Raw genomic sequence first — 17,964 nt, 5'->3', positions numbered from 1 at the left:
GCGGCATGATCGCCCCATGGCGCATCCGCGGATGTTCGATGACGACGACCCGGTGCGCGGCGCCCGACCGGCTCGACTCAGCTCTTCTGGAACGCCTCGAGCAGCGGGCCGATCCGCTCGCCCATCTCGAGCTGGGTGAGCAGCAGGCCCACGGAGCCGTCGGGGTCCACGAAGACGTCCGTGCCGTAGCCGCCGGACCAGCCCCAGCGTCCCCGGTGCGCACCGGCGGTCACCGTGCACACCCCCATGCCCCAGCCGGTCGTCTCCCAGAACCCGGGGAAGAAGCCGTCGGGGTCCTTCGCCGCGGCGGGCACCTGGTCGGTGGTCATGAGCGCGAGGTGCGCGGGCGTGAGCAGGGCGCCGTCACGGAGCGCGGTGAGGAAGCGCAGGTAGTCCGCCGCGGTGGAGACGAGCTCCTCGTGGCTCACGTCGTGCGGGGCGGGGCCGGTGAGCGGGCCGCCGCCGGCCGGCTCGCGCTCCACGAGCGCGCCGTCCTCCTCGCCGAGGGCGGGCGGCAGGCGGTGCTCCTGACCGGTGGGGACGCGGTGAGCGGTGTCGACCATGCCGAGCGGGTCGAGCAGGTCCGTGCGCAGGTGCTCCCCGGTGCTCGTCCCGGTCACGCGGGAGATCAGCACCCCGAGCAGGGAGAAGGAGTGGTGGTAGCGCCAGCGCGCACCGGGCTGCCCGACGAGCGGCAGCGTGGCGAGGGCGCCGACGAAGACGTCCGCGTCCATCGGCCAGGGCAGCGCGCCCGCCTCGAGGCCGGCCTCCCGCATCGCGTCCTGCAGCGGGGACGGCGTGAGCGCCATGCCGTAGCCCGAGGTGCAGGTCAGCAGGTGGCGCAGGGTGAGCGGGGCGTCGGTCGCGACCGTGTCCGTCAGCGGGGCGTCGGGGCGGCGCAGCACCCGCGGCGCCGCGAGCTCCGGCATCCAGGGCGCGACCGGCGAGTCCAGCCCCAGCGCGCCGTGCTCCACGAGGCGCAGCGCGGCGACCGCGAGGATCGCCTTGGACATGGACTGGATGCGCACGATCTCGTCGCCGCGCCACGGGGTCCCGTCGGCCCCGCGGATCCCGTGGACGCCGACGGGCACCGGTCGCGGATCGCGGCCGCGGGCGACGATGCCGCCCGGCACCACGCCGCGCCGCACGGCGTCCTCGAGCACGGACTCGGCGGAGCGGGAGGAGCCGGGGGACGGAGCCGCGGGGGTCGTCATGCCGCCAGCCTACGCAGGCGCGCCCGTAGACTCGCGGGCATGAGCGCGTTCGAGGACTTCCTGCTGCTCGCGCCGCGCGAGGTCCCGCTGGGAGGCCCGCGAGCGATGACCGTGCACCGCACCCTCCCGGCCCGCGCCACCTCCCTCATCGGCGCCTGGTGCTTCGTGGACCACTTCGGCCCGGACGACGTCGAGGCCTCCGGCGGGATGCGCGTGCCCCGCCACCCGCACACCGGGCTCGCGACCGTCTCCTGGCTGTTCGACGGCGCGATCGTGCACCGCGACGCCCTCGGCAGCCACGCCCTCGTGCGCCCCGGCGACCTGGACCTCATGGTCGCGGGTGCCGGCATCACCCACTCGGAGTTCTCGAGCCCGGACACGACCGTGCTGCACGGCGTCCAGCTCTGGTATGCGCTGCCCGACGCCCGCCGCTTCCGCGAGCGCGAGTTCCTCGTCGCCACCCCCGCGGAGCAGGCGGGCGGCCCCGCCCGGATGCGGGTGGGCCTCGGCGCCCTCACCCTCCGCGCGGGCGGCGCCGTGCTCGCCGACGCGAGCCCCGTCACGACCGACACCGCCCTCCTCCTCGCCCAGATCGACCTCGCCGCCGGGACGAGCGCGAGCGTGGACCTCGACCCGTCCCACGAGCACGGACTGCTCGTGGACCGCGGCACGGCCCGCCTCGAGGCGGGAGAGCGATCCACGACCGCGGCCCCGCGGGAGCTGCACGTCCTGCCCGACGGCGCCTCCTCCCTCACCCTCACCGCCGAGGAGGGCGAGGACCTGCGGGTCCTGCTGCTCGGCGGGGAGCCGCTCGGCGAGGAGATCCTCATGTGGTGGAACTTCGTGGGCCGCACCCACGAGGAGATCGCCGCCTTCCGCGCCCGCTACCAGGTCGAGATCGGCGTGGAGGACGGGCCCGACGGCACCGCCGTGGACCCGCTGACCCGCGAGCGCGCCGGCCTCGCCGCCGACGCCGAGCAGTTCGGCCCCTTCGCCCCGCACACCCCGGCGGCCCTGCCCGCCCCCGCCCTTCCCCACGGACGGCTGCGCACCCGCGGCCGCGTGGGCCACCCCGAGGAGCACCCCGCATGACCACCAGCACGCCGCACGACCCGGCGCCCACCCCCGACCAGACGGACCGCGCGATCATCGCCGCCGCGGAGGAGGAGGGCATCGGCTGCCCCTGCGACGTCCTCGTCCTGGACGACGTGACCGGCGCGCTCACCGCCTTCGCCCTCGCGACCATGGCCGAGCACGAGGACGGCCGCGTGATCACCCGCGCCTCCTCCCGCGCCCTCACCACCGCGCTCGCCGCACGCTTCGCCGAGGCGCTCGCGAGCGGCCGCCTGGTCCTCGCCACGGCCGGCGAGGAGGGGACCGAGCCCGCCGCGCTCGCCGAGGCCGCCGCCGCGGGCGAGGGGTGCCTGACGGTCCTCGCGCGCCTGCCCAAGTCGCTCCGCGCCCTCGAGGACACCGCCCTCGCCCTCGCCGGCGCCCGCTCCGGGGACGGCGAGCGGGAGCACACGCTCGTCGCCGGCGGCCGCGTCAAGCACATGACCCGCAGCCAGAACGAGGTGCTCGCCCGCGCCTTCACCGAGGTGCGGGGCGGCCGCGGGGTCGGCAAGTCCCGCGCGCTGATCGCGAGCGGGGTCCGGGAGGACGCCCGCGCGCCTCGGGCCCAGGAGGGCGGCGCCGAGGTCGCCGTGCTCGGCGAGCGGCGCACCCTCGCGCTGCGCGCGCACGGCGGGGTGTTCGGCGGCGCCGCGGCGGACTCCGGCAGCCTGCTCCTGCTGGACGCCCTCGACGAGCACCTCCGCCGGGGCACGGAGGGGATCCGCTCCGCGATCGACCTCGGCAGCGGCAACGGCCTGCTCACCGCGTACCTCGCCGCGGCGCTGCCCGGGGCGCGGGTGCGTGGCAGCGACGACGACGCGGACGCCGTGCTCTCCACCCGCGCGACCCTCGCCGCGAACGGCCTGGACCGCGACGGGGTCGACGTCCTCTGGGAGGACGCCCTCGAGCGCACCCGCGAGGAGGCCGAGGCAGCGGCGGAGCTCGACGACCTCCTCGGGGACGAGGACGGGCCGGGCGCCGCCGCGCCGGGCGGCGTGGATCTCGTGGTGCTGAACCCGCCCTTCCACGACGGCACCGCGGTCGACGCGACGCTCGTGCAGGACCTGCTCGACGCCGCCGCGAGGGTGCTGCGCCCCGGCGGGGAGCTGTGGCTCGTCCACAACTCCTCCCTGCGCTACCGCGCGGAGCTCGCGCGACGGATCGGCGCGGTGCGCGAGCGCGCCCGGGACCGTCGCTTCACGGTGCTGAGCGCCCGCCGCCGCTGAGCGGCCCGACGGGCCCCGGGTCGACCAGCCCGGGAACGCGAGAGGCGCGCCCCGACCCGGAGGTCGGAGCGCGCCTCTCGGCGGCAGGAGCCGTGCGGCCGGTCAGGCCACCAGGCTGCGCAGCACCGAGGTGAACAGGCCCAGCCCGTCGGTCCCGGTGCGGGTGCCCTCGCCCGGCTGGTCCGGGCCGAAGCCCGCCTCGACCGCGTGCTCGGGGTGCGGCATGAGCCCTACGACGTTGCCCGCCTCGTTGGTGATGCCGGCGATGTCGTGGCGCGAGCCGTTGGGGTTCGCCTCGAAGCCCGCCGGGCCGTGGGTCGCGCCCGCGACGTAGCGGAACACGACGCGGCCCTCGTCCTCGAGCTGCGCGAGGGTGCGGTCGTCGGCCACGTACTGGCCGTCCTGGTTCTTCAGCGGCACGCGGATGACCTGGCCCTCCGCGTACTCCGTGGTCCACGCGGTGCGGTTGTTCTCGATCCGCAGGGGCTGGTCCCGGCACAGGAACGAGCGGTGCGCGTTCTTGATCATCGCGCCGGGCAGCAGGTGCGTCTCGCAGAGGATCTGGAAGCCGTTGCAGATGCCGAGCACGGGCAGCCCGCCCTTCGCGGCGTCCACGAGCTTGCCCATCACCGGGGCGAAGCCGCTGATCGCGCCCGCGCGGAGGTAGTCGCCGTAGGAGAAGCCGCCGGGCAGCACGACCGCGTCGACGGCCTGGAGGTCGTCGTCGCCGTGCCACAGGGAGACGGGCTCGCCGCCCGCGAGGCGCACGGCCCGCAGGGCGTCCCGGTCGTCGAGGGTGCCCGGGAAGGTCACCACGCCGATGCGCATCAGGCGTCCTCGACCTCGAGGGCGACGACGTCCTCGATCACCGGGTTGGACAGCAGCGTCGAGGCGGCCTCGCGGAGCGTCGCGAGGACGTCCTCGGTCACCTCGCCCTCCACCTCGAGCTCGAACCGCTTGCCCTGGCGCACGGAGGCGATCCCCTCGAAGCCGAGGCGGGGCAGGGCGGCGGCGACGGCCTTCCCCTGCGGGTCGAGGATCTCCGGCTTCGGCATGACGTGGACCACGACGCGTGGCATGGGCGTTCTCCTGGGGGACGGCGCTGGGTGGGCGAAGGCCCGGGGCGGCCCCGGAGGGCACGGCCGCGAGCGTCTGCGGGGCCATCGTATCGACTGCTGGGCCCGCGGCGCCCGGTCGCCCGCCGCCGGGCATCCGCCGCCCCGCCGCGGGTCCCGGGCGGGCGGCGTACCGTGCTGTGCGTCAGCGCCCGCCCCGCCAGGAGGTCCCGCCATGCGCATCCGCCATCTCGTCCACTCGTGCCTGCTCGTCGAGCTCGGGGGCCGCCGCGTCATCGTGGACCCGGGCGCCTTCAGCGCCGAGGCCGTGCGCGCGCTCGGCCCCGAGGTCCTCTCCGCGATCGACGTCGTCGCCATCACCCACCAGCACACCGATCACGTCTCCCGCGCGCTGCTCGCCGAGGTGCTCGCCGCGAGCCCCGACGCCGTGGTCGTCGCGGAGCCGGAGACCGCGACGCTGCTCGAGCAGGCGGACGCGGGGCCGATGGGGGAGGGGCCCGCCGTGCAGCGGGGGCGCACCCTCTCGCTCGCCGCGGGGGCCGCGCACGTGTTCCCCGCCGCGGCCGGGGAGCCGGAGCTGCGGATCGAGGCGGTGGGCGGCCGGCACGCGATCATCCACCCGGACATCCCGCGCGTGGGCAACTGCGGCCTGGTGCTCCGCGCCGGTGAGGGGCCTCGCCTGGGGATCACGGGCGACTCCCTCGAACCGGTCCCCGAGTTCCACGGCATCGACGTGCTCGCCTTCGCCGTCGTCGCCCCCTGGTCGAAGATGAGCGAGACGATCGAGTTCCTCCGTGAGGTGCGTCCCGTGCTCGCCCTGCCCGTCCACGAGGCGGTCGCGAGCGAGCTGGGCCGCCCGATCTTCCTGCGGCAGTCCGCCGCCCTCGCCCCCGCCGGCACCGAGGTGCGCGACTGGGGCGTGGACGGCGAGGTCGAGCTCTGAGCGCAGGTCGCGGCGGACCCGCCCGGCTCAGAAGCTCGTGCCGGTGAGCCGCTCGTAGGCCTCGACGTAGCGCGCGCGGGTCTGCTCGACGACCTCCGCCGGGAGCTCCGGCGGCGGCGTCGAGGAGCCCTTGTGCCAGCCGGAGGCGCGGGAGGTGAGCCAGTCGCGCACGTACTGCTTGTCCAGGCTCGGCTGCGCGGCGCCCTCGCGGTAGGACTCCGCGGACCAGAACCGCGAGGAATCCGGGGTGAGCACCTCGTCGCCGAGGGTCAGGGCGCCGTCGGTGCGGGAGCGGCCGAACTCGAGCTTCGTGTCCGCGAGCAGGATGCCGCGCTCCGCGGCGAGCGAGCGGGCCCGCTCGTAGACCGCGAGGGTCAGGCTGCCGAGCTCCGCGACGAGCTCCTCGCCGAGGCGATCGCCCGCCTCCGCGACGGTGATGTTCTCGTCGTGCTCGCCGGGGCCCGCCTTCGTGGACGGCGTGAAGATCGCCGGGTCCAGGCGGGAGGCCTCGCGCAGGCCCGCGGGCAGCACGTGCCCGCCCACGGAGCCGCCCGCGCGGTAGTCGGCGAGGCCGGAGCCCGTGAGATAGCCGCGGGCGATGCACTCCAGCGGCACCATGTCCAGGCCCCGGCAGCGCAGCGCGCGCCCCGCGACCTGCTCCGGGACGTCGGTCGCGGAGAGCACGTGGTGGGGGAGGAGATCGGCGAGCTGCTCGAACCAGAACAGGCTGATGCCGGTGAGCAGGCGGCCCTTGTCCGGGATCCCCGGCTGCAGGGAGTGGTCGTAGGCGCTGATGCGGTCCGTGGCGAGGACGAGCACCTCCTGGGCGGTGCTCACGTCCTCCCCGGCGGGCACGTACAGCTCGCGCACCTTGCCGGTGACGGCGTGGTCCCAGCCCTTGAGCTCGGGCGCCTCGATCAGCGCGGCGCTCATGCGCGGCCCCCGCTCCGGGACTCGGACTCGGCGGCCTCGGCGGCGATGTCGGTGCGGTGGTGGGAGCCCTCGAGGCCGATCGCGTCGACCCCGGCGAGGGCGGCGGCGCGGGCGGCCGAGAGGTTCCGGCCGCGGCCCACGACGCACAGCACCCGGCCGCCGGCGCTCACGAGGTCCCCGTCGGCGTCGAGGGCGGTCCCGGAGTGGATCACGTGGGCCGCGGTGGCCTCGGCCTGCTCGATCCCGGTGATCACGTCGCCGGTGCGGTTCTTTCGCGGGTACCCGGCGGAGGCGATCACCACGGTCACCGCGGCGTCGTCGCTCCAGGTGAGCTCGCCGGCGGTGGTGAGGTCACCCCGGGCGGCGGCGAGCAGCAGCGGGCCGAGCGGCGAGGTGAGCCGCTCGAGGACCACCTGGGTCTCCGGGTCGCCGAAGCGGGCGTTGAACTCGACCACGCGCACGCCGCGGGCGGTGAGCGCGAGGCCGCAGTAGAGCACGCCCACGAAGGGGATGCCGCGTGCGGCGAGCTCGTCGATCGTGGGCTGGGCGACCTTCTCGACGATCTCCTCGACGAGACCGGCGGGGGCCCAGGGGAGCGGGGAGTAGGCGCCCATGCCGCCGGTGTTGGGGCCCTCGTCGCCGTCGAGCGCGCGCTTGAAGTCCTGGGCGGGGGCGAGCGGGACGACGCGGGTGCCGTCGCTCACGCAGAAGAGGGAGACCTCGGGGCCGTCGAGGTACTCCTCGACGACGACGGAGCCGCCGGCGCCGATCACGGCGCGGCCGTGGGCGACCGCGTGCTCGATGTCCGGGGTGACGACGACGCCCTTGCCGGCGGCGAGGCCGTCGGCCTTCACGACGAAGGGCACGTCCCGCAGCGGGTTCACGCGGTCCAGCGCGGGGAGCACCTCGTCCCCCGTGGTCGCGGTGACCGCCATGGCCGTGGGGACGCGCGCGGCGTCCATGATCTCCTTCGCCCAGGCCTTGGAGCCCTCGAGCCGTGCGGCCTCCTGAGAGGGGCCGAAGACCGTCAGGCCCGCCGCGCGGAGCCTGTCGGCGGCGCCCGCGACGAGCGGGGCCTCGGGGCCGACGACGACGAGGTCGGGGGAGAGCTCCTGCGCGAGCGCCACCTGGCCGTCGAGGTCGTCGACGGTGACGTCGTGGCAGGTCGCGAGCGCGGCGATCCCGGGATTGCCGGGGGCGGCGTGGAGCTCGGGGGCGGGGGAATCGGCGGCGAGGCGGCGCACGATCGCGTGCTCGCGACCACCGGAGCCGATGACGAGGATCTTCACGCGGGCCAGCGTACCGACGGCCGTCCACCTCCCGCGGCGATGCCCGCACTGCGGAGGGCGCGGCCCGGGGCAGGCACGAGGGGGCGGACCGCTCGCCGCTACGATCGCCCGTATGCCGGAGCCCGACCCCACCCGCCGCCTGCGGCTCGACCTCTCCTACGACGGCAGCGACTTCCACGGCTGGGCCGTCCAGCCGGGCCTGCGCACCGTGCAGGGGGAGCTCGAGGCCGCGTTCGCCCAGGTGACGCGCACCCCGGTCGCCGTCACCGTCGCCGGTCGCACCGACACCGGCGTCCACGCCCGCGGGCAGGTGTGCCACCTCGACCTCGGTGAGCAGGTCCTCGCGGGGCTGCCGGGCCGCTCCGACCGGGACCCCGCCGCGGCCCTCGTGACCAGGCTCGCGGGCGTCCTGCCGGCGGACGTCGTCGTCCACGCCGCACGGGTCGTCCCGGACGCGTTCGACGCCCGCTTCGGCGCGCTGCGCCGCACCTACCGCTACCGGATCTCCGACTCCCCGTCCGTGCACGACCCGCTGCGCCGGGACGTGCTGCGCCACCGTCGGCCCCTCGACGTGGAGGCCATGGACCGGGCGAGCGAGGTGCTGCTCGGCGAGCACGACTTCCTCTCCTTCTGCCGGCCCCGCGAGGGGGCGAGCACCACGCGCACCCTCGAGCTGCTGCGCTGGGAGCGCCCGGGCCCCGGCCTCGCCGATGCGGGGCTCGTCGTCGCGACCGTGCGGGCCGACGCCTTCTGCCACCACATGGTCCGCTCGCTCGTGGGGACCCTGCTGCCCGTGGGGGAGGGCCGCCAGGGGGAGGGCTGGCCCGCGGCGGTGCTCGCCGCCCGCACCCGCGAGGCCGGCCGGCGCGGCGAGGCGGGCGCCGCGAGCCTGTGCCCGCCCCAGGGGCTCACCCTCGAGGACATCGAGTACCCGCCGGACGACGGCCTCGCCGAGCAGGCGCGGCGGGCGCGGACCCTCCGGGGCTGAGCCCCGGGCGCGGCGGACGTGGGCGAAGCCACTCCCCGAGGGGCGCTCCCCGCGTTGACCCCCCTGCTCGCCCGCGACTATCCTGGGGCGTCGTCGTGCCTTGATGTGCGCTCTGCTCCGCTGCCGAAACCTGGTTTCCGGCGCGAGGAGGGGTCTCACCCGCATCCAGGACCGTCGCCGCATCGTGGGCGGAACGGGACGGGCTCGACGAGAAGGCCATGCTTTTTTCGAAGGAAGCGTGTCCACGGTCCATCGAAACGTGCCCCGCGAGCAACGAGCTCGACGGGCACTCCGACGAGAGAAGAAGGCACGAGTGCGTACGTTCACCCCGAAGCCCGACGATGTCGAGCGTTCCTGGTACGTCATCGACGCAACGGATGTCGTCCTCGGCCGGCTCGCTTCCCAGGCTGCTCAGCTGCTGCGGGGCAAGCACAAGCCGGTCTTCGCACCCCACGTGGATGCAGGCGACTTCGTGATCATCATCAACGCCGAGAAGGTCGCCCTGACCGGGAACAAGCGTGAGGCCAAGCTGGCCTACCGCCACTCCGGCTACCCGGGCGGTCTCCGGAGCACCCCCTACTCCGAGCTCCTCGAGACGCATCCGGAGCGCGCGGTGGAGAAGGCCATCAAGGGCATGCTCCCCAAGAACAAGCTGGCCGACCAGCAGCTCAAGAAGCTGAAGGTCTACGCAGGCGGCGAGCACCCGCACGCGGCCCAGCAGCCCGTCCCCTTCACCATCGACCAGGTGGCGCAGTAAGCGGCCCCCGCCGCTGCCGCTCACTGCACGGAAAACATCTAGGAGAACCGTGACCGAGACCACCCCCGAGGACCTCGAGACCGTCACCGACGAGTCGGCTCCCTCGACCTTCACCACCGAGTCCACCGGCGAGGAGGCCGTCGGCTCCGGCCAGTCGGCCATCGCGCCCGGGTACGGCACCGGCCGCCGCAAGGAGGCCATCGCCCGCGTCCGTCTGATCCCCGGCTCCGGCCAGTGGACCGTCAACGGCCGCACGCTCGAGGACTACTTCCCGAACAAGGTGCACCAGCAGGAGGTCAACGACCCCTTCAAGGTGCTCGATCTGCAGGGCCGCTTCGACGTCGTCGCCCGCATCTCCGGCGGTGGCCCCTCGGGCCAGGCCGGTGCGCTGCGCCTCGGCGTCTCCCGCGCGCTCAACGAGATCGATCAGGACGCCAACCGCGCGACCCTGAAGAAGGCCGGCTTCCTGACGCGCGACGCGCGCGTCATCGAGCGCAAGAAGGCCGGCCTCAAGAAGGCCCGCAAGGCCTCGCAGTTCTCGAAGCGCTGATCCCCGGATCATCGCTTCGAGCGCTCGAGCGCTCCGCCGAGAGGGACCCCGTCACCGCGAGGTGGCGGGGTCCCTCCGCGTCCGGGGGCGTCGCCGGGTGGCCCTCGCGCCCGGGGCGAGACCGGACCGAGACCTCCGTGCACGCAGAGCGGACCGCAGTCCCCGACGCCGACGGCGGTGCCTAACCTGGCTCCTCGATTCGCGTCGGAGACGAGAGGAACCACCGATGACCACGTCGGGAACGCCCAGCACTGCAGGTCAGGAGCCCGTCGGCAAGAGCCGAGCGGGGGAGCTGATCGACGAACGTCGCCGAGAGCGGGGGATCACCTGGGCTGCGCTCGCCGAGCGCACGGGCCGTCCGGTCGTGTGGCTCACCGCGGCCGTGCTCGGCGCGCACCCCGTGCCGGCGAAGGAGGCCGAGGTGCTGCAGGAGGCACTGGACCTGGAGCCGGCCCTCGTCGCCGCGCTGCGTCGCCAGCCCACCCGCATCGCCGATCACGCTGCGCTCAGCGACCCGACGATCTACCGGTTCCAGGAGCTGATCCAGGTGTACGGACCGGCCCTGAAGGCGCTGATCCACGAGGAGTTCGGCGACGGGATCATGAGCGCCATCAACTGCTCGATCGACCTGCGCCGGGGCGAGCACCCCGGCGGGGACCGCGTCGTGCTCACCATCGACGGGAAGTTCCTGTCCTACGACTGGGTCTCCTCGGAGGCCTGAGCGGGGCCGCCCCGGCTCAGGCGAGCAGCTCGCGGATGTCGTCCGCGCTGATGCCGCGGGCGAAGGCGCCGCCGCCCTCGGTGAGCGCCTCGAACAGCTCCGCCTTGCGCTGCTGGAGGGCGAGCACCTTCTCCTCGATCGTGTCCTCCGCGACCATCCGGTACACCATGACGGTGCGGTCCTGGCCGATGCGGTGGGCGCGGTCCACGGCCTGGTTCTCCGCGGCCGGGTTCCACCACGGGTCCAGCAGGAACACGTAGTCCGCCTCCGTGAGGGTCAGGCCGAAGCCGCCCGCCTTGAGCGAGATGAGGAAGACCGGCGCGTCCCCCTCGCGGAACTCGGTGACCACGGCGTCGCGGTCCTTCGTGGAGCCGTCGAGGTAGGCGTAACGGATGCCGCGCATGTCGAGCTCGTCGGCCACGTGGCGCAAGTGCGAGGTGAACTGGCTGAACAGCAGCACCCGGTGCCCGTCGACCACCTCGTCGAGGCGGTCGAACAGCGCCTCGAGCTTCGAGCTGGCGACGTCGCCGTGCGCCTCCGCGTCGACGATCGACGGGTCCAGCGCCATCATCCGCAGCAGGGTGAGGGAGCGGAAGACGATGAAGCGGTTGCGGTCGAGGTCCTCCTCGATGAGCCCGAGGACCTTCTTGCGCTCCCGCTGCAGGATCGAGTCGTACAGGGCGCGGTGCTGCTCGGAGAGCGTCACCGTGAGCACCTGCTCGTGCTTGGGCGGGAGGTCCTTCGCGACGAGCTCCTTGGTGCGGCGCAGTAGGAAGGGCCGTACGCGGGAGCGCAGCTCCTCCATCCGCTCCGGGTGCTCCCCGGACTCGATGGGCGCGGTGTAGCGCTGACGGAACGCGATCGCGGAGGGGAACAGGCCCGGGGTGGCGAGCGCGAGGATCGACCAGAGGTCCTCGAGGGTGTTCTCCATCGGGGTGCCGGTGATCGCGAGCCGGAAGGAGGCGCGGATCTCCGCGGCGACCTGGTGGGAGCGGGAGCGGCGGTTCTTCACGAACTGCGCCTCGTCGAGCACGAGCGCCTGGTAGTCCAGCGCCGTGAACTCCTCGGCGTCGATCCGCAGCACGGTGTAGCTGGTGACGACGAGGTCCGCGCCGAGGATCTCGCGGGAGACGTCGGTGCCGCGGGCGCGGGCCGTGCGGTCCACGACGACGACCTTGAGCGAGGGCGTGAAGCGCTCCGCCTCCGCGCGCCACACGCCGAGCACGGAGGACGGCGCGACGACGAGGAAGGGCGGAGCGGTCGGATCCTTCGCCCGGGCATGGGCGAGCAGGGCGAGGGTCTGGACCGTCTTGCCGAGGCCCATGTCGTCCGCGAGCACCCCGCCCAGGCCGTGCTCGAGCAGGAAGGCGAGCCACGCGAAGCCCTCCTGCTGGTAGGGGCGCAGGGTCGCCGTGAGGGCGGCGGGCAGCGGCGGGGCGGTGATCTCCGTGAGGCGGGCGAGGGCGCCCACGCTGCGCTCCCACTCGGCGCTCGCCCGGGCCTCCTCGGCGATCGCGGTGATGTCCTCCCACATGTCCACCTGGTACCGGCTGATCTGCTGCTGGTGGGGGTTCCACTCCGCGAGCGCCTCGCCCTCGCCGATCAGCTCGCGCAGCCGGTCGAAGACGGGGTTGTCGAGGGAGAAGTAGGTGCGGTCCGGGAGCATGAGCCGGCCCTGGCCGGTCGCGAGGGCCGTGAACAGGGTGGGGAAGGGGATCGTGCGACCGTCGACCGTGATCTCGAAGCCCAGGTCGAACCAGTCGTTCTTGCCGGGGGTGGGCCACTGGTTCACGCGCACCTGCGGGGAGCCGTCGAGCTCGCGGTAGGCGTGACGGGTGCCGACGATCCGCGCCTCGACGTGGTCGAGGGCGCCGAGCGCGTCGAGGACGTGCTCGGTGAAGGCGGCCGTGTCCGGACCGGAGAGGTGCTCGGTCGCGTCGCGGCCGGCCTGCGCCCACAGGGAGCGGGCGGCCTCCAGCACCGCGTCCTCGTGCTCGACGTCGCGGCGCACGCCCTGGCGACGGTCGATGGGGAGGGTGCGCGAGGGGTCGTGGTACTGCCAGGACCAGCTGAGGTCGAGGCGGTCGCCCTCGGCGTAGGCGGCGGCGAGACGCAGCGTCGCAGGGCGCACCGCGGGCATCTCGACGCTGCCGTCGGAGCTGGTCACGGCCGTGGTGGCCCGCAGGTGCGGGTAGGCGACCTCGAGGAACTCCGCGCGCTCGGCGGGCGGGACCTCGAGCGGCGCGGTGCGCTGGAAGAGGCGCTGCAGGGCGGTGGGGATCGGGCTGCCGGCGGGGGCGATCCGGGCCGGGAGGCGCAGGCCGTCGCCCTTCGGCGCGGGCTCGGCGCGCTCGGGGTCCAGGTCGATGATGCCGGCGCTGCCGAGCGGGCGGGCGTGCGGGGCGGGCACGTCGTCGATCGTGACGAGCGGTTGGACGACGAGCGGTGCGTCCTCGCCGGTGCTGCGCAGGTCCACCGTGACCGCGGCGGAGCCCGCGAGCGAGAGTCCCGTGAGCGCGCTGCCGGGGAGGAAGGCGACGCCGACGTCGCGCGCGTGGGCGAGGGCCTGCCACAGCAGCGGCGAGCCGATCTGGTTGATCCACAGCTGCTCGATCGCGCCCACCGCGTAGGAGCGCTCGGCGGAGGCCGCGGCGAAGATCCGGGTGAGCGCCTCCGCATGGGCGGGGTCGTAGGCGGTCGAGTGGACGCGGTACTCGAAGGTGCGCCAGGAGATGCCGCCCTTGATCCAGCTGCCCTTCCTGCCCATGATCAGCGGGCGCATGCTGAGGGAGAGCGGCGAGCCGGCCGCGAGGTGCTCCGCGGTGACGTCCTCCCGGCCGATCCGCGCGCCGCGGCCCTGCAGCGGCGCGGCCGCGAGGTCGAAGCGCAGGGCGAGCGGCTGCGGCGTCGTCTCCTCGGCGGCCCCCTCGCCGAGCAGCGGTCGCAGCACGGAGCGCCACTCCGAGGGCGGGTGCTCGCGATCCTGCTCCTCGGCGCGGGCGTCGAGCGCGTACAGGGTCGCCGCGACGTGCTTGCAGTCGCGGGAGACGGGGCACGTGCAGCGGGAGCCGATGGGCCGCCAGATGCCGCCCGCCGTGGGGCGCCAGAAGCGGCGGGAGACGGCGTCCTCCTCGTACTCGCGCAGCTCGACGACGACCCGGTAGCGGTCGCTCATCCCCTCGACCTCCGCCTCGGCGCGGCCCGCGGCTCGATCCCAGTCCAGGGAGATCACCCGCTTCTGGCGCGAGTACTCGAGGCCGCGGCCGGCGGCGGCGTCGCCCACCGCCTGGCTGATCGCGAGCGGCGGCACGTGCGGCAGCGGCGCGGCGGCGGAGGACGGGGTGGAGGCGGAGGAGGCCGACGAAGGCATAGGGGACAGCGTATCGAGCGCGGAGCCCTCACGGCGCATCCGAGGGAGGGCTCACGGCGGGCCGACGGGGGCGGCGTGAGCGCGACCACGCGGGGCGCGCCCGGGGCGCCGGGGGACCCCCGGGCGCTACAGTCGGTGCCGTTCCGCCCGCGCAGGCCGCGCAGGGCCCCGCTTCTCGGAAGGACCCTCCTCATGGCTCGACTCTTCGGCACCGACGGCGTGCGCGGACGCGCGAACGACGACATCACCGCGGAGCTCGCGGTCGAGCTGTCGGTGGGCGCCGCCCACGTGCTGGGGACCTTCGGCGCCTTCGAGGCGGACGGGAGGAAGCCCGTCGCGATCGTCGGCCGGGACACCCGCCCCTCGGGCGACTTCCTCGCCGCCGCGGTGAGCGCGGGCCTCGCCTCCGCCGGGGTCGACGTGCTCGACGCGGGCATCATCGCGACCCCGGGCCTCGCCTTCCTCGTGCAGTCCACCGGTGCCGATCTCGGCGTCATGATCTCCGCCTCCCACAACCCGGCCCCGGACAACGGCATCAAGTTCTTCGCCCGCGGCGGCGTGAAGCTGCCCGACGAGGTCGAGGACGCGATCGAGGCGCGGCTGGGCGAGGAGTGGGAGCGCCCGCAGGGCACCGCCGTCGGCACCATCCGCCCCTACGAGAACGCCGTCGAGCAGTACGTCGAGCATCTCGTCGCGACCCTCGACCGCCCGCTCACGGGCCTCACCGTGGTCGCCGACTGCGCGAACGGCGCGGCCTCGGTCTCCGGGCCGGAGGCGCTGCGCCGCACCGGCGCGACCGTCCACGTGATCGGCGACCGCTCCGACGGCGGCCTCATCAACGACGGCGTGGGCTCCACGCACCTGGGCCCCCTGCAGGCCGCGGTGCTCGAGCACGGCGCGGACCTCGGCGTGGCCTTCGACGGCGACGCGGACCGCTGCCTCGCGGTCGCGGCCGACGGCGAGATCGTCGACGGCGACCAGATCATGGCGATCCTCGCCCTGGACCTCCAGGAGCGCGGCAAGCTCCACGACGACACCCTCGTCGTCACCGTCATGAGCAACCTCGGCCTCAAGCTCGCCATGAAGGAGCACGGCATCACCCTCTCCCAGACCGGCGTGGGCGACCGCTACGTGCTCGAGGAGATGAACCTCGGCGGGTACTCCGTGGGCGGCGAGCAGTCCGGCCACGTGATCCTCGCCGAGCACGCCACCACCGGTGACGGCGAGCTCACCGCCCTCCACCTGCTGCAGCGCATCGCCGCGACCGGCACCCCCGCCCGCGAGCTCGCGGACGTCATGTCCCGCCTCCCGCAGGCGCTCATCAACGTCAAGGGCGTCGACAAGGCCCGCGCGACGATCGACCACGAGGTGCGCGACGCGGTCGCCGCGGCGGAGGCGGAGCTCGGCGAGAGCGGCCGCGTGCTGCTGCGCCCCTCCGGCACCGAGCCCGTCGTCCGCGTCATGGTCGAGGCCCCCACCGACGAGACCGCGACCGCCGTCGCCGAGCGCCTCGCCGCCGTCGTCCAGGAGCGCCTCGCGCTCTGAGCGCGGGGCACCGACGGCGCGGCTGATCTGGAGGTCACGGGATGGCGGATCGGACGCCGCGCGCCGTCGCGGTGAGCACGTGGTGGCAGCCGTGGCCTGTGCTCTCCATGGCCGGATCCACACCCTTGCGGCCCGGCGCGGCGATGCTTGCGCTCGAGGTCGGTGGGGAGGTCGCCCTTCGTCTGCGATATCGGATCGCCGACGACGGCCGCTCCCTGCGCACCTGGCCCGACGATCCCCCGTCCTCGGATGCCCGGGTGCCGTCCGTGCTGCTCGGGCAGGACTCGACGACGTCGGAGCTCGACGTCTGGTTCGAGCGCAGGGACCTCGACGACGAGGACCTGCCCCTCGCCCACGCGGCCCTGGCGCCGTCCGCGCCCGCGCAGTGGCACCTCGACCCGCCACCGCGCCCGGAGGGGGCGATCATCGGCGGTCTCGCCGAGCTGCTGAGCCGGTCGATCGAGAGCGAACCTGCGCCGCTCGCCGAGGACGCCGAGGTGCTGCTCCTCCCCGGGATCCTGGACGACGGCGCGCCCGCGGATCTCGCCCAGCGCTCCTGGCACGCCCGGCGCGGAGGAGCGCTGCTGCGTCTGCTCGAACGCCCTCCGCTGCGTCGCGAGGAGGACGACGGGATCAGGGCCCGCTGGGGAGAGGTGCACGATGCCTCCCACCCGTATGCCGCGCACGGGACCGTCCTCTGGTGGCCCGGCACCGTCCGCTGGTGGAGCGGTGGGATGGTCCCCGGCGTCGACGAGCCGCTCGCCCTGAGCTCGCTGCGTCCTGCGGAGCGGCTGCTGGCAGAGCGGCTCGAGCAGGACCCGGCCTTCGACTGAACCGGGGCCGGGCTTTCCCTCGAGCCTGGCGCTCCCGCGAGCCCCGCGCTCCCTGTAGTTCGGCGTTCCCGCGAGCCCGGCGCTCGCGCGCAATTGCCGATGGTCCGATTCTGTTCCAGATCGATGGTGGATCTGGAACAGAATCGGACCATCCCCGTTCTGCGTGGGTGCGCAGGTGCGTGGGTGCGTGGGTGCGTGGGTGCGTGGGTGTGGGCGGGCGCGGGGACGGGTGGGGGCGCGAGCGCGGGGGCGGGTTCTCAGACTGTGCTGCTCCGTCTGATCTCCTACCGCTCGTTCCTCGCAGTACGTCGATCAGACCTTGCGCAGGAGCACGTTCTGCACGCGGTGCTGGGCGTCCTTGCGCAGCACGAGGTCCGCGCGGCCGCGGGTGGGCAGCACGTTCTCGGAGAGGTTCGGCCCGTTGATCGTGTGCCAGATCCGCAGCGCCGTCTCGACCGCCTCCTCGTCCGTGAGCTCCGCGTAGCGGCGGAAGTACGAGCGCGGGTCGGAGAAGGCGGTGCGGCGCAGGGCGAGGAAGCGGTCCACGTACCAGCGCTGCACGTCCTCGCCGCGGGCGTCGACGTAGACGGAGTAGTCGAAGAAGTCGGAGACGGCCATGCCGAGGCGGCCGTCGCGCCGCGGCCGCGCGGGCTGGAGCACGTTCAGGCCCTCGAGGATGAGCACGTCGGGGCTCTCCACGACGACGCGCTCGTCGGGCACGATGTCGTAGACGAGGTGCGAGTACACGGGCGCCTCGACGCGCTCGACCCCGGCCTTGACGTCCGCGACGAAGCGCAGCAGCCGGCGCCGGTCGTAGCTCTCGGGGAAGCCCTTGCGGTGCATGATCCCGCGGGACTCGAGCTCCGCGTTGGGGAGCAGGAATCCGTCGGTCGTCACGAGCTGCACGCGGGGGGTGTCCGGCCAGCGGGCCATGAGCTCGCGCAGCAGGCGGGCCGTCGTCGACTTGCCGACCGCGACGGAGCCGGCGACGCCGATGATGTACGGGGTGCGCACCTGCTGCTCGCCGAGGAAGTCCCCGCGCGAGCGGCGCAGGCGCTGCGCCTGGGCGACCTGGATGTTCAGCAGGCGGGAGATCGGCCGGTACACGGCGTCGACCTCGCTGAGGTCGATCATGTCGCCGAGGCCGCGGAGCTTGTCGACGTCCCGCGCGTCCAGGGGGAGCGGCGTCTGCCGGGAGAGCCTCGCCCAGTCCTCGCGGGGGATCTCGAGGAAGGGGGTGACGGCACTCGACGCGGCAGCGGGTCTCATGGGGCGATTCTTCCAGCCGCCCGCCGGTGCCCCTGCCACTGCCGCGCCGGTGAGACCCACGACGCACCCCTGCGCGATCGTGCACGGGCGTGCGCACCGCCCGTCACGACCGGTCACGAGGTGGGTGAAGCGTGAGC

At 74.5% G+C, this 17,964-nt stretch carries 16 protein-coding genes; 9 read left to right on the top strand and 7 right to left on the bottom strand.

Annotation, left to right across the window (positions count from 1 at the left end):
* Positions 1 to 77: 77 nt before the first annotated feature.
* Positions 78 to 1,214: a serine hydrolase domain-containing protein gene (locus ACYVAP_RS00825; RefSeq protein WP_498859160.1), complete on the bottom strand. Its 1,137-nt coding sequence runs from the start codon at positions 1,212 to 1,214 to the stop codon at positions 78 to 80.
* Positions 1,215 to 1,253: 39 nt separating this feature from the next.
* Between ACYVAP_RS00825 and ACYVAP_RS00820 the strand changes: the two genes are divergently transcribed.
* A complete protein-coding gene (locus ACYVAP_RS00820; protein ID WP_498859159.1) occupies positions 1,254 to 2,306 on the top strand; it encodes a pirin family protein in 1,053 nt (350 codons plus the stop codon).
* Entirely contained in the window at positions 2,303 to 3,553 is a 1,251-nt protein-coding gene (locus tag ACYVAP_RS00815; RefSeq protein ID WP_498859158.1) for a class I SAM-dependent methyltransferase, read from the top strand. The genes ACYVAP_RS00820 and ACYVAP_RS00815 overlap by 4 nt, the downstream gene beginning before the upstream one ends.
* 102 nt (positions 3,554 to 3,655) lie before the next feature.
* Here the strand turns inward: ACYVAP_RS00815 and purQ are convergent, their stop codons facing one another.
* Together purQ and purS are read right to left on the bottom strand one after the other, a co-directional pair.
* On the bottom strand, positions 3,656 to 4,381 hold the full coding sequence (gene purQ, locus ACYVAP_RS00810; RefSeq protein WP_137770156.1) for a phosphoribosylformylglycinamidine synthase subunit PurQ: 726 nt from the start codon (positions 4,379 to 4,381) through the stop codon (positions 3,656 to 3,658).
* Complete coding sequence (gene purS, locus ACYVAP_RS00805) at positions 4,381 to 4,632, bottom strand: phosphoribosylformylglycinamidine synthase subunit PurS (RefSeq protein ID WP_498859157.1); 252 nt, start codon at positions 4,630 to 4,632, stop codon at positions 4,381 to 4,383. Before purS ends, purQ begins: the two co-directional genes overlap by 1 nt.
* Before the next feature lie 211 nt (positions 4,633 to 4,843).
* Between purS and ACYVAP_RS00800 the strand changes: the two genes are divergently transcribed.
* A complete protein-coding gene (locus tag ACYVAP_RS00800) occupies positions 4,844 to 5,572 on the top strand; it encodes an MBL fold metallo-hydrolase (protein ID WP_498859156.1) in 729 nt (242 codons plus the stop codon).
* A 27-nt stretch (positions 5,573 to 5,599) separates the two neighbouring features.
* Here the strand turns inward: ACYVAP_RS00800 and ACYVAP_RS00795 are convergent, their stop codons facing one another.
* Entirely contained in the window at positions 5,600 to 6,505 is a 906-nt protein-coding gene (locus ACYVAP_RS00795) for a phosphoribosylaminoimidazolesuccinocarboxamide synthase (protein ID WP_498859155.1), read from the bottom strand.
* The gene (gene purD, locus ACYVAP_RS00790) at positions 6,502 to 7,794 is read right to left on the bottom strand and encodes a phosphoribosylamine--glycine ligase (protein WP_498859154.1); all 1,293 of its coding nucleotides are present in this window, start codon (positions 7,792 to 7,794) and stop codon (positions 6,502 to 6,504) included. The genes ACYVAP_RS00795 and purD overlap by 4 nt, the downstream gene beginning before the upstream one ends.
* A 112-nt stretch (positions 7,795 to 7,906) precedes the next feature.
* Between purD and truA the strand changes: the two genes are divergently transcribed.
* From truA to cynS, 4 genes are all read left to right on the top strand, one after another.
* Positions 7,907 to 8,782, top strand: coding sequence for a tRNA pseudouridine synthase A (truA, locus tag ACYVAP_RS00785; protein WP_498859153.1), 876 nt, complete (start codon positions 7,907 to 7,909; stop codon positions 8,780 to 8,782).
* Positions 8,783 to 9,095: 313 nt separating this feature from the next.
* Entirely contained in the window at positions 9,096 to 9,539 is a 444-nt protein-coding gene (gene rplM / locus ACYVAP_RS00780; RefSeq protein ID WP_137770162.1) for a 50S ribosomal protein L13, read from the top strand.
* A 49-nt stretch (positions 9,540 to 9,588) separates the two neighbouring features.
* A complete protein-coding gene (gene rpsI, locus ACYVAP_RS00775; protein ID WP_264451170.1) occupies positions 9,589 to 10,089 on the top strand; it encodes a 30S ribosomal protein S9 in 501 nt (166 codons plus the stop codon).
* A 226-nt stretch (positions 10,090 to 10,315) separates the two neighbouring features.
* A complete protein-coding gene (gene cynS / locus ACYVAP_RS00770; RefSeq protein ID WP_264451169.1) occupies positions 10,316 to 10,810 on the top strand; it encodes a cyanase in 495 nt (164 codons plus the stop codon).
* Between the two features lie 16 nt (positions 10,811 to 10,826).
* Here cynS and ACYVAP_RS00765 read toward each other — a convergent pair whose 3' ends face one another.
* Positions 10,827 to 14,180: a DEAD/DEAH box helicase gene (locus tag ACYVAP_RS00765; protein ID WP_498859152.1), complete on the bottom strand. Its 3,354-nt coding sequence runs from the start codon at positions 14,178 to 14,180 to the stop codon at positions 10,827 to 10,829.
* 192 nt (positions 14,181 to 14,372) lie between these two features.
* Between ACYVAP_RS00765 and glmM the strand changes: the two genes are divergently transcribed.
* The gene (gene glmM, locus ACYVAP_RS00760) at positions 14,373 to 15,725 is read left to right on the top strand and encodes a phosphoglucosamine mutase (protein WP_498859151.1); all 1,353 of its coding nucleotides are present in this window, start codon (positions 14,373 to 14,375) and stop codon (positions 15,723 to 15,725) included.
* Between the two features lie 41 nt (positions 15,726 to 15,766).
* Entirely contained in the window at positions 15,767 to 16,558 is a 792-nt protein-coding gene (locus tag ACYVAP_RS00755; protein WP_498859150.1) for a hypothetical protein, read from the top strand.
* A 312-nt stretch (positions 16,559 to 16,870) separates the two neighbouring features.
* Here ACYVAP_RS00755 and coaA read toward each other — a convergent pair whose 3' ends face one another.
* On the bottom strand, positions 16,871 to 17,827 hold the full coding sequence (gene coaA, locus ACYVAP_RS00750) for a type I pantothenate kinase (protein ID WP_498859149.1): 957 nt from the start codon (positions 17,825 to 17,827) through the stop codon (positions 16,871 to 16,873).
* Between the last annotated feature and the right edge of the window lie 137 nt (positions 17,828 to 17,964).

Source organism: Brachybacterium horti (assembly GCF_054777615.1).
The sequence above is the reverse complement of the archived record's forward strand: the minus strand, read 5'-3'. Positions and strand labels throughout refer to the sequence as shown.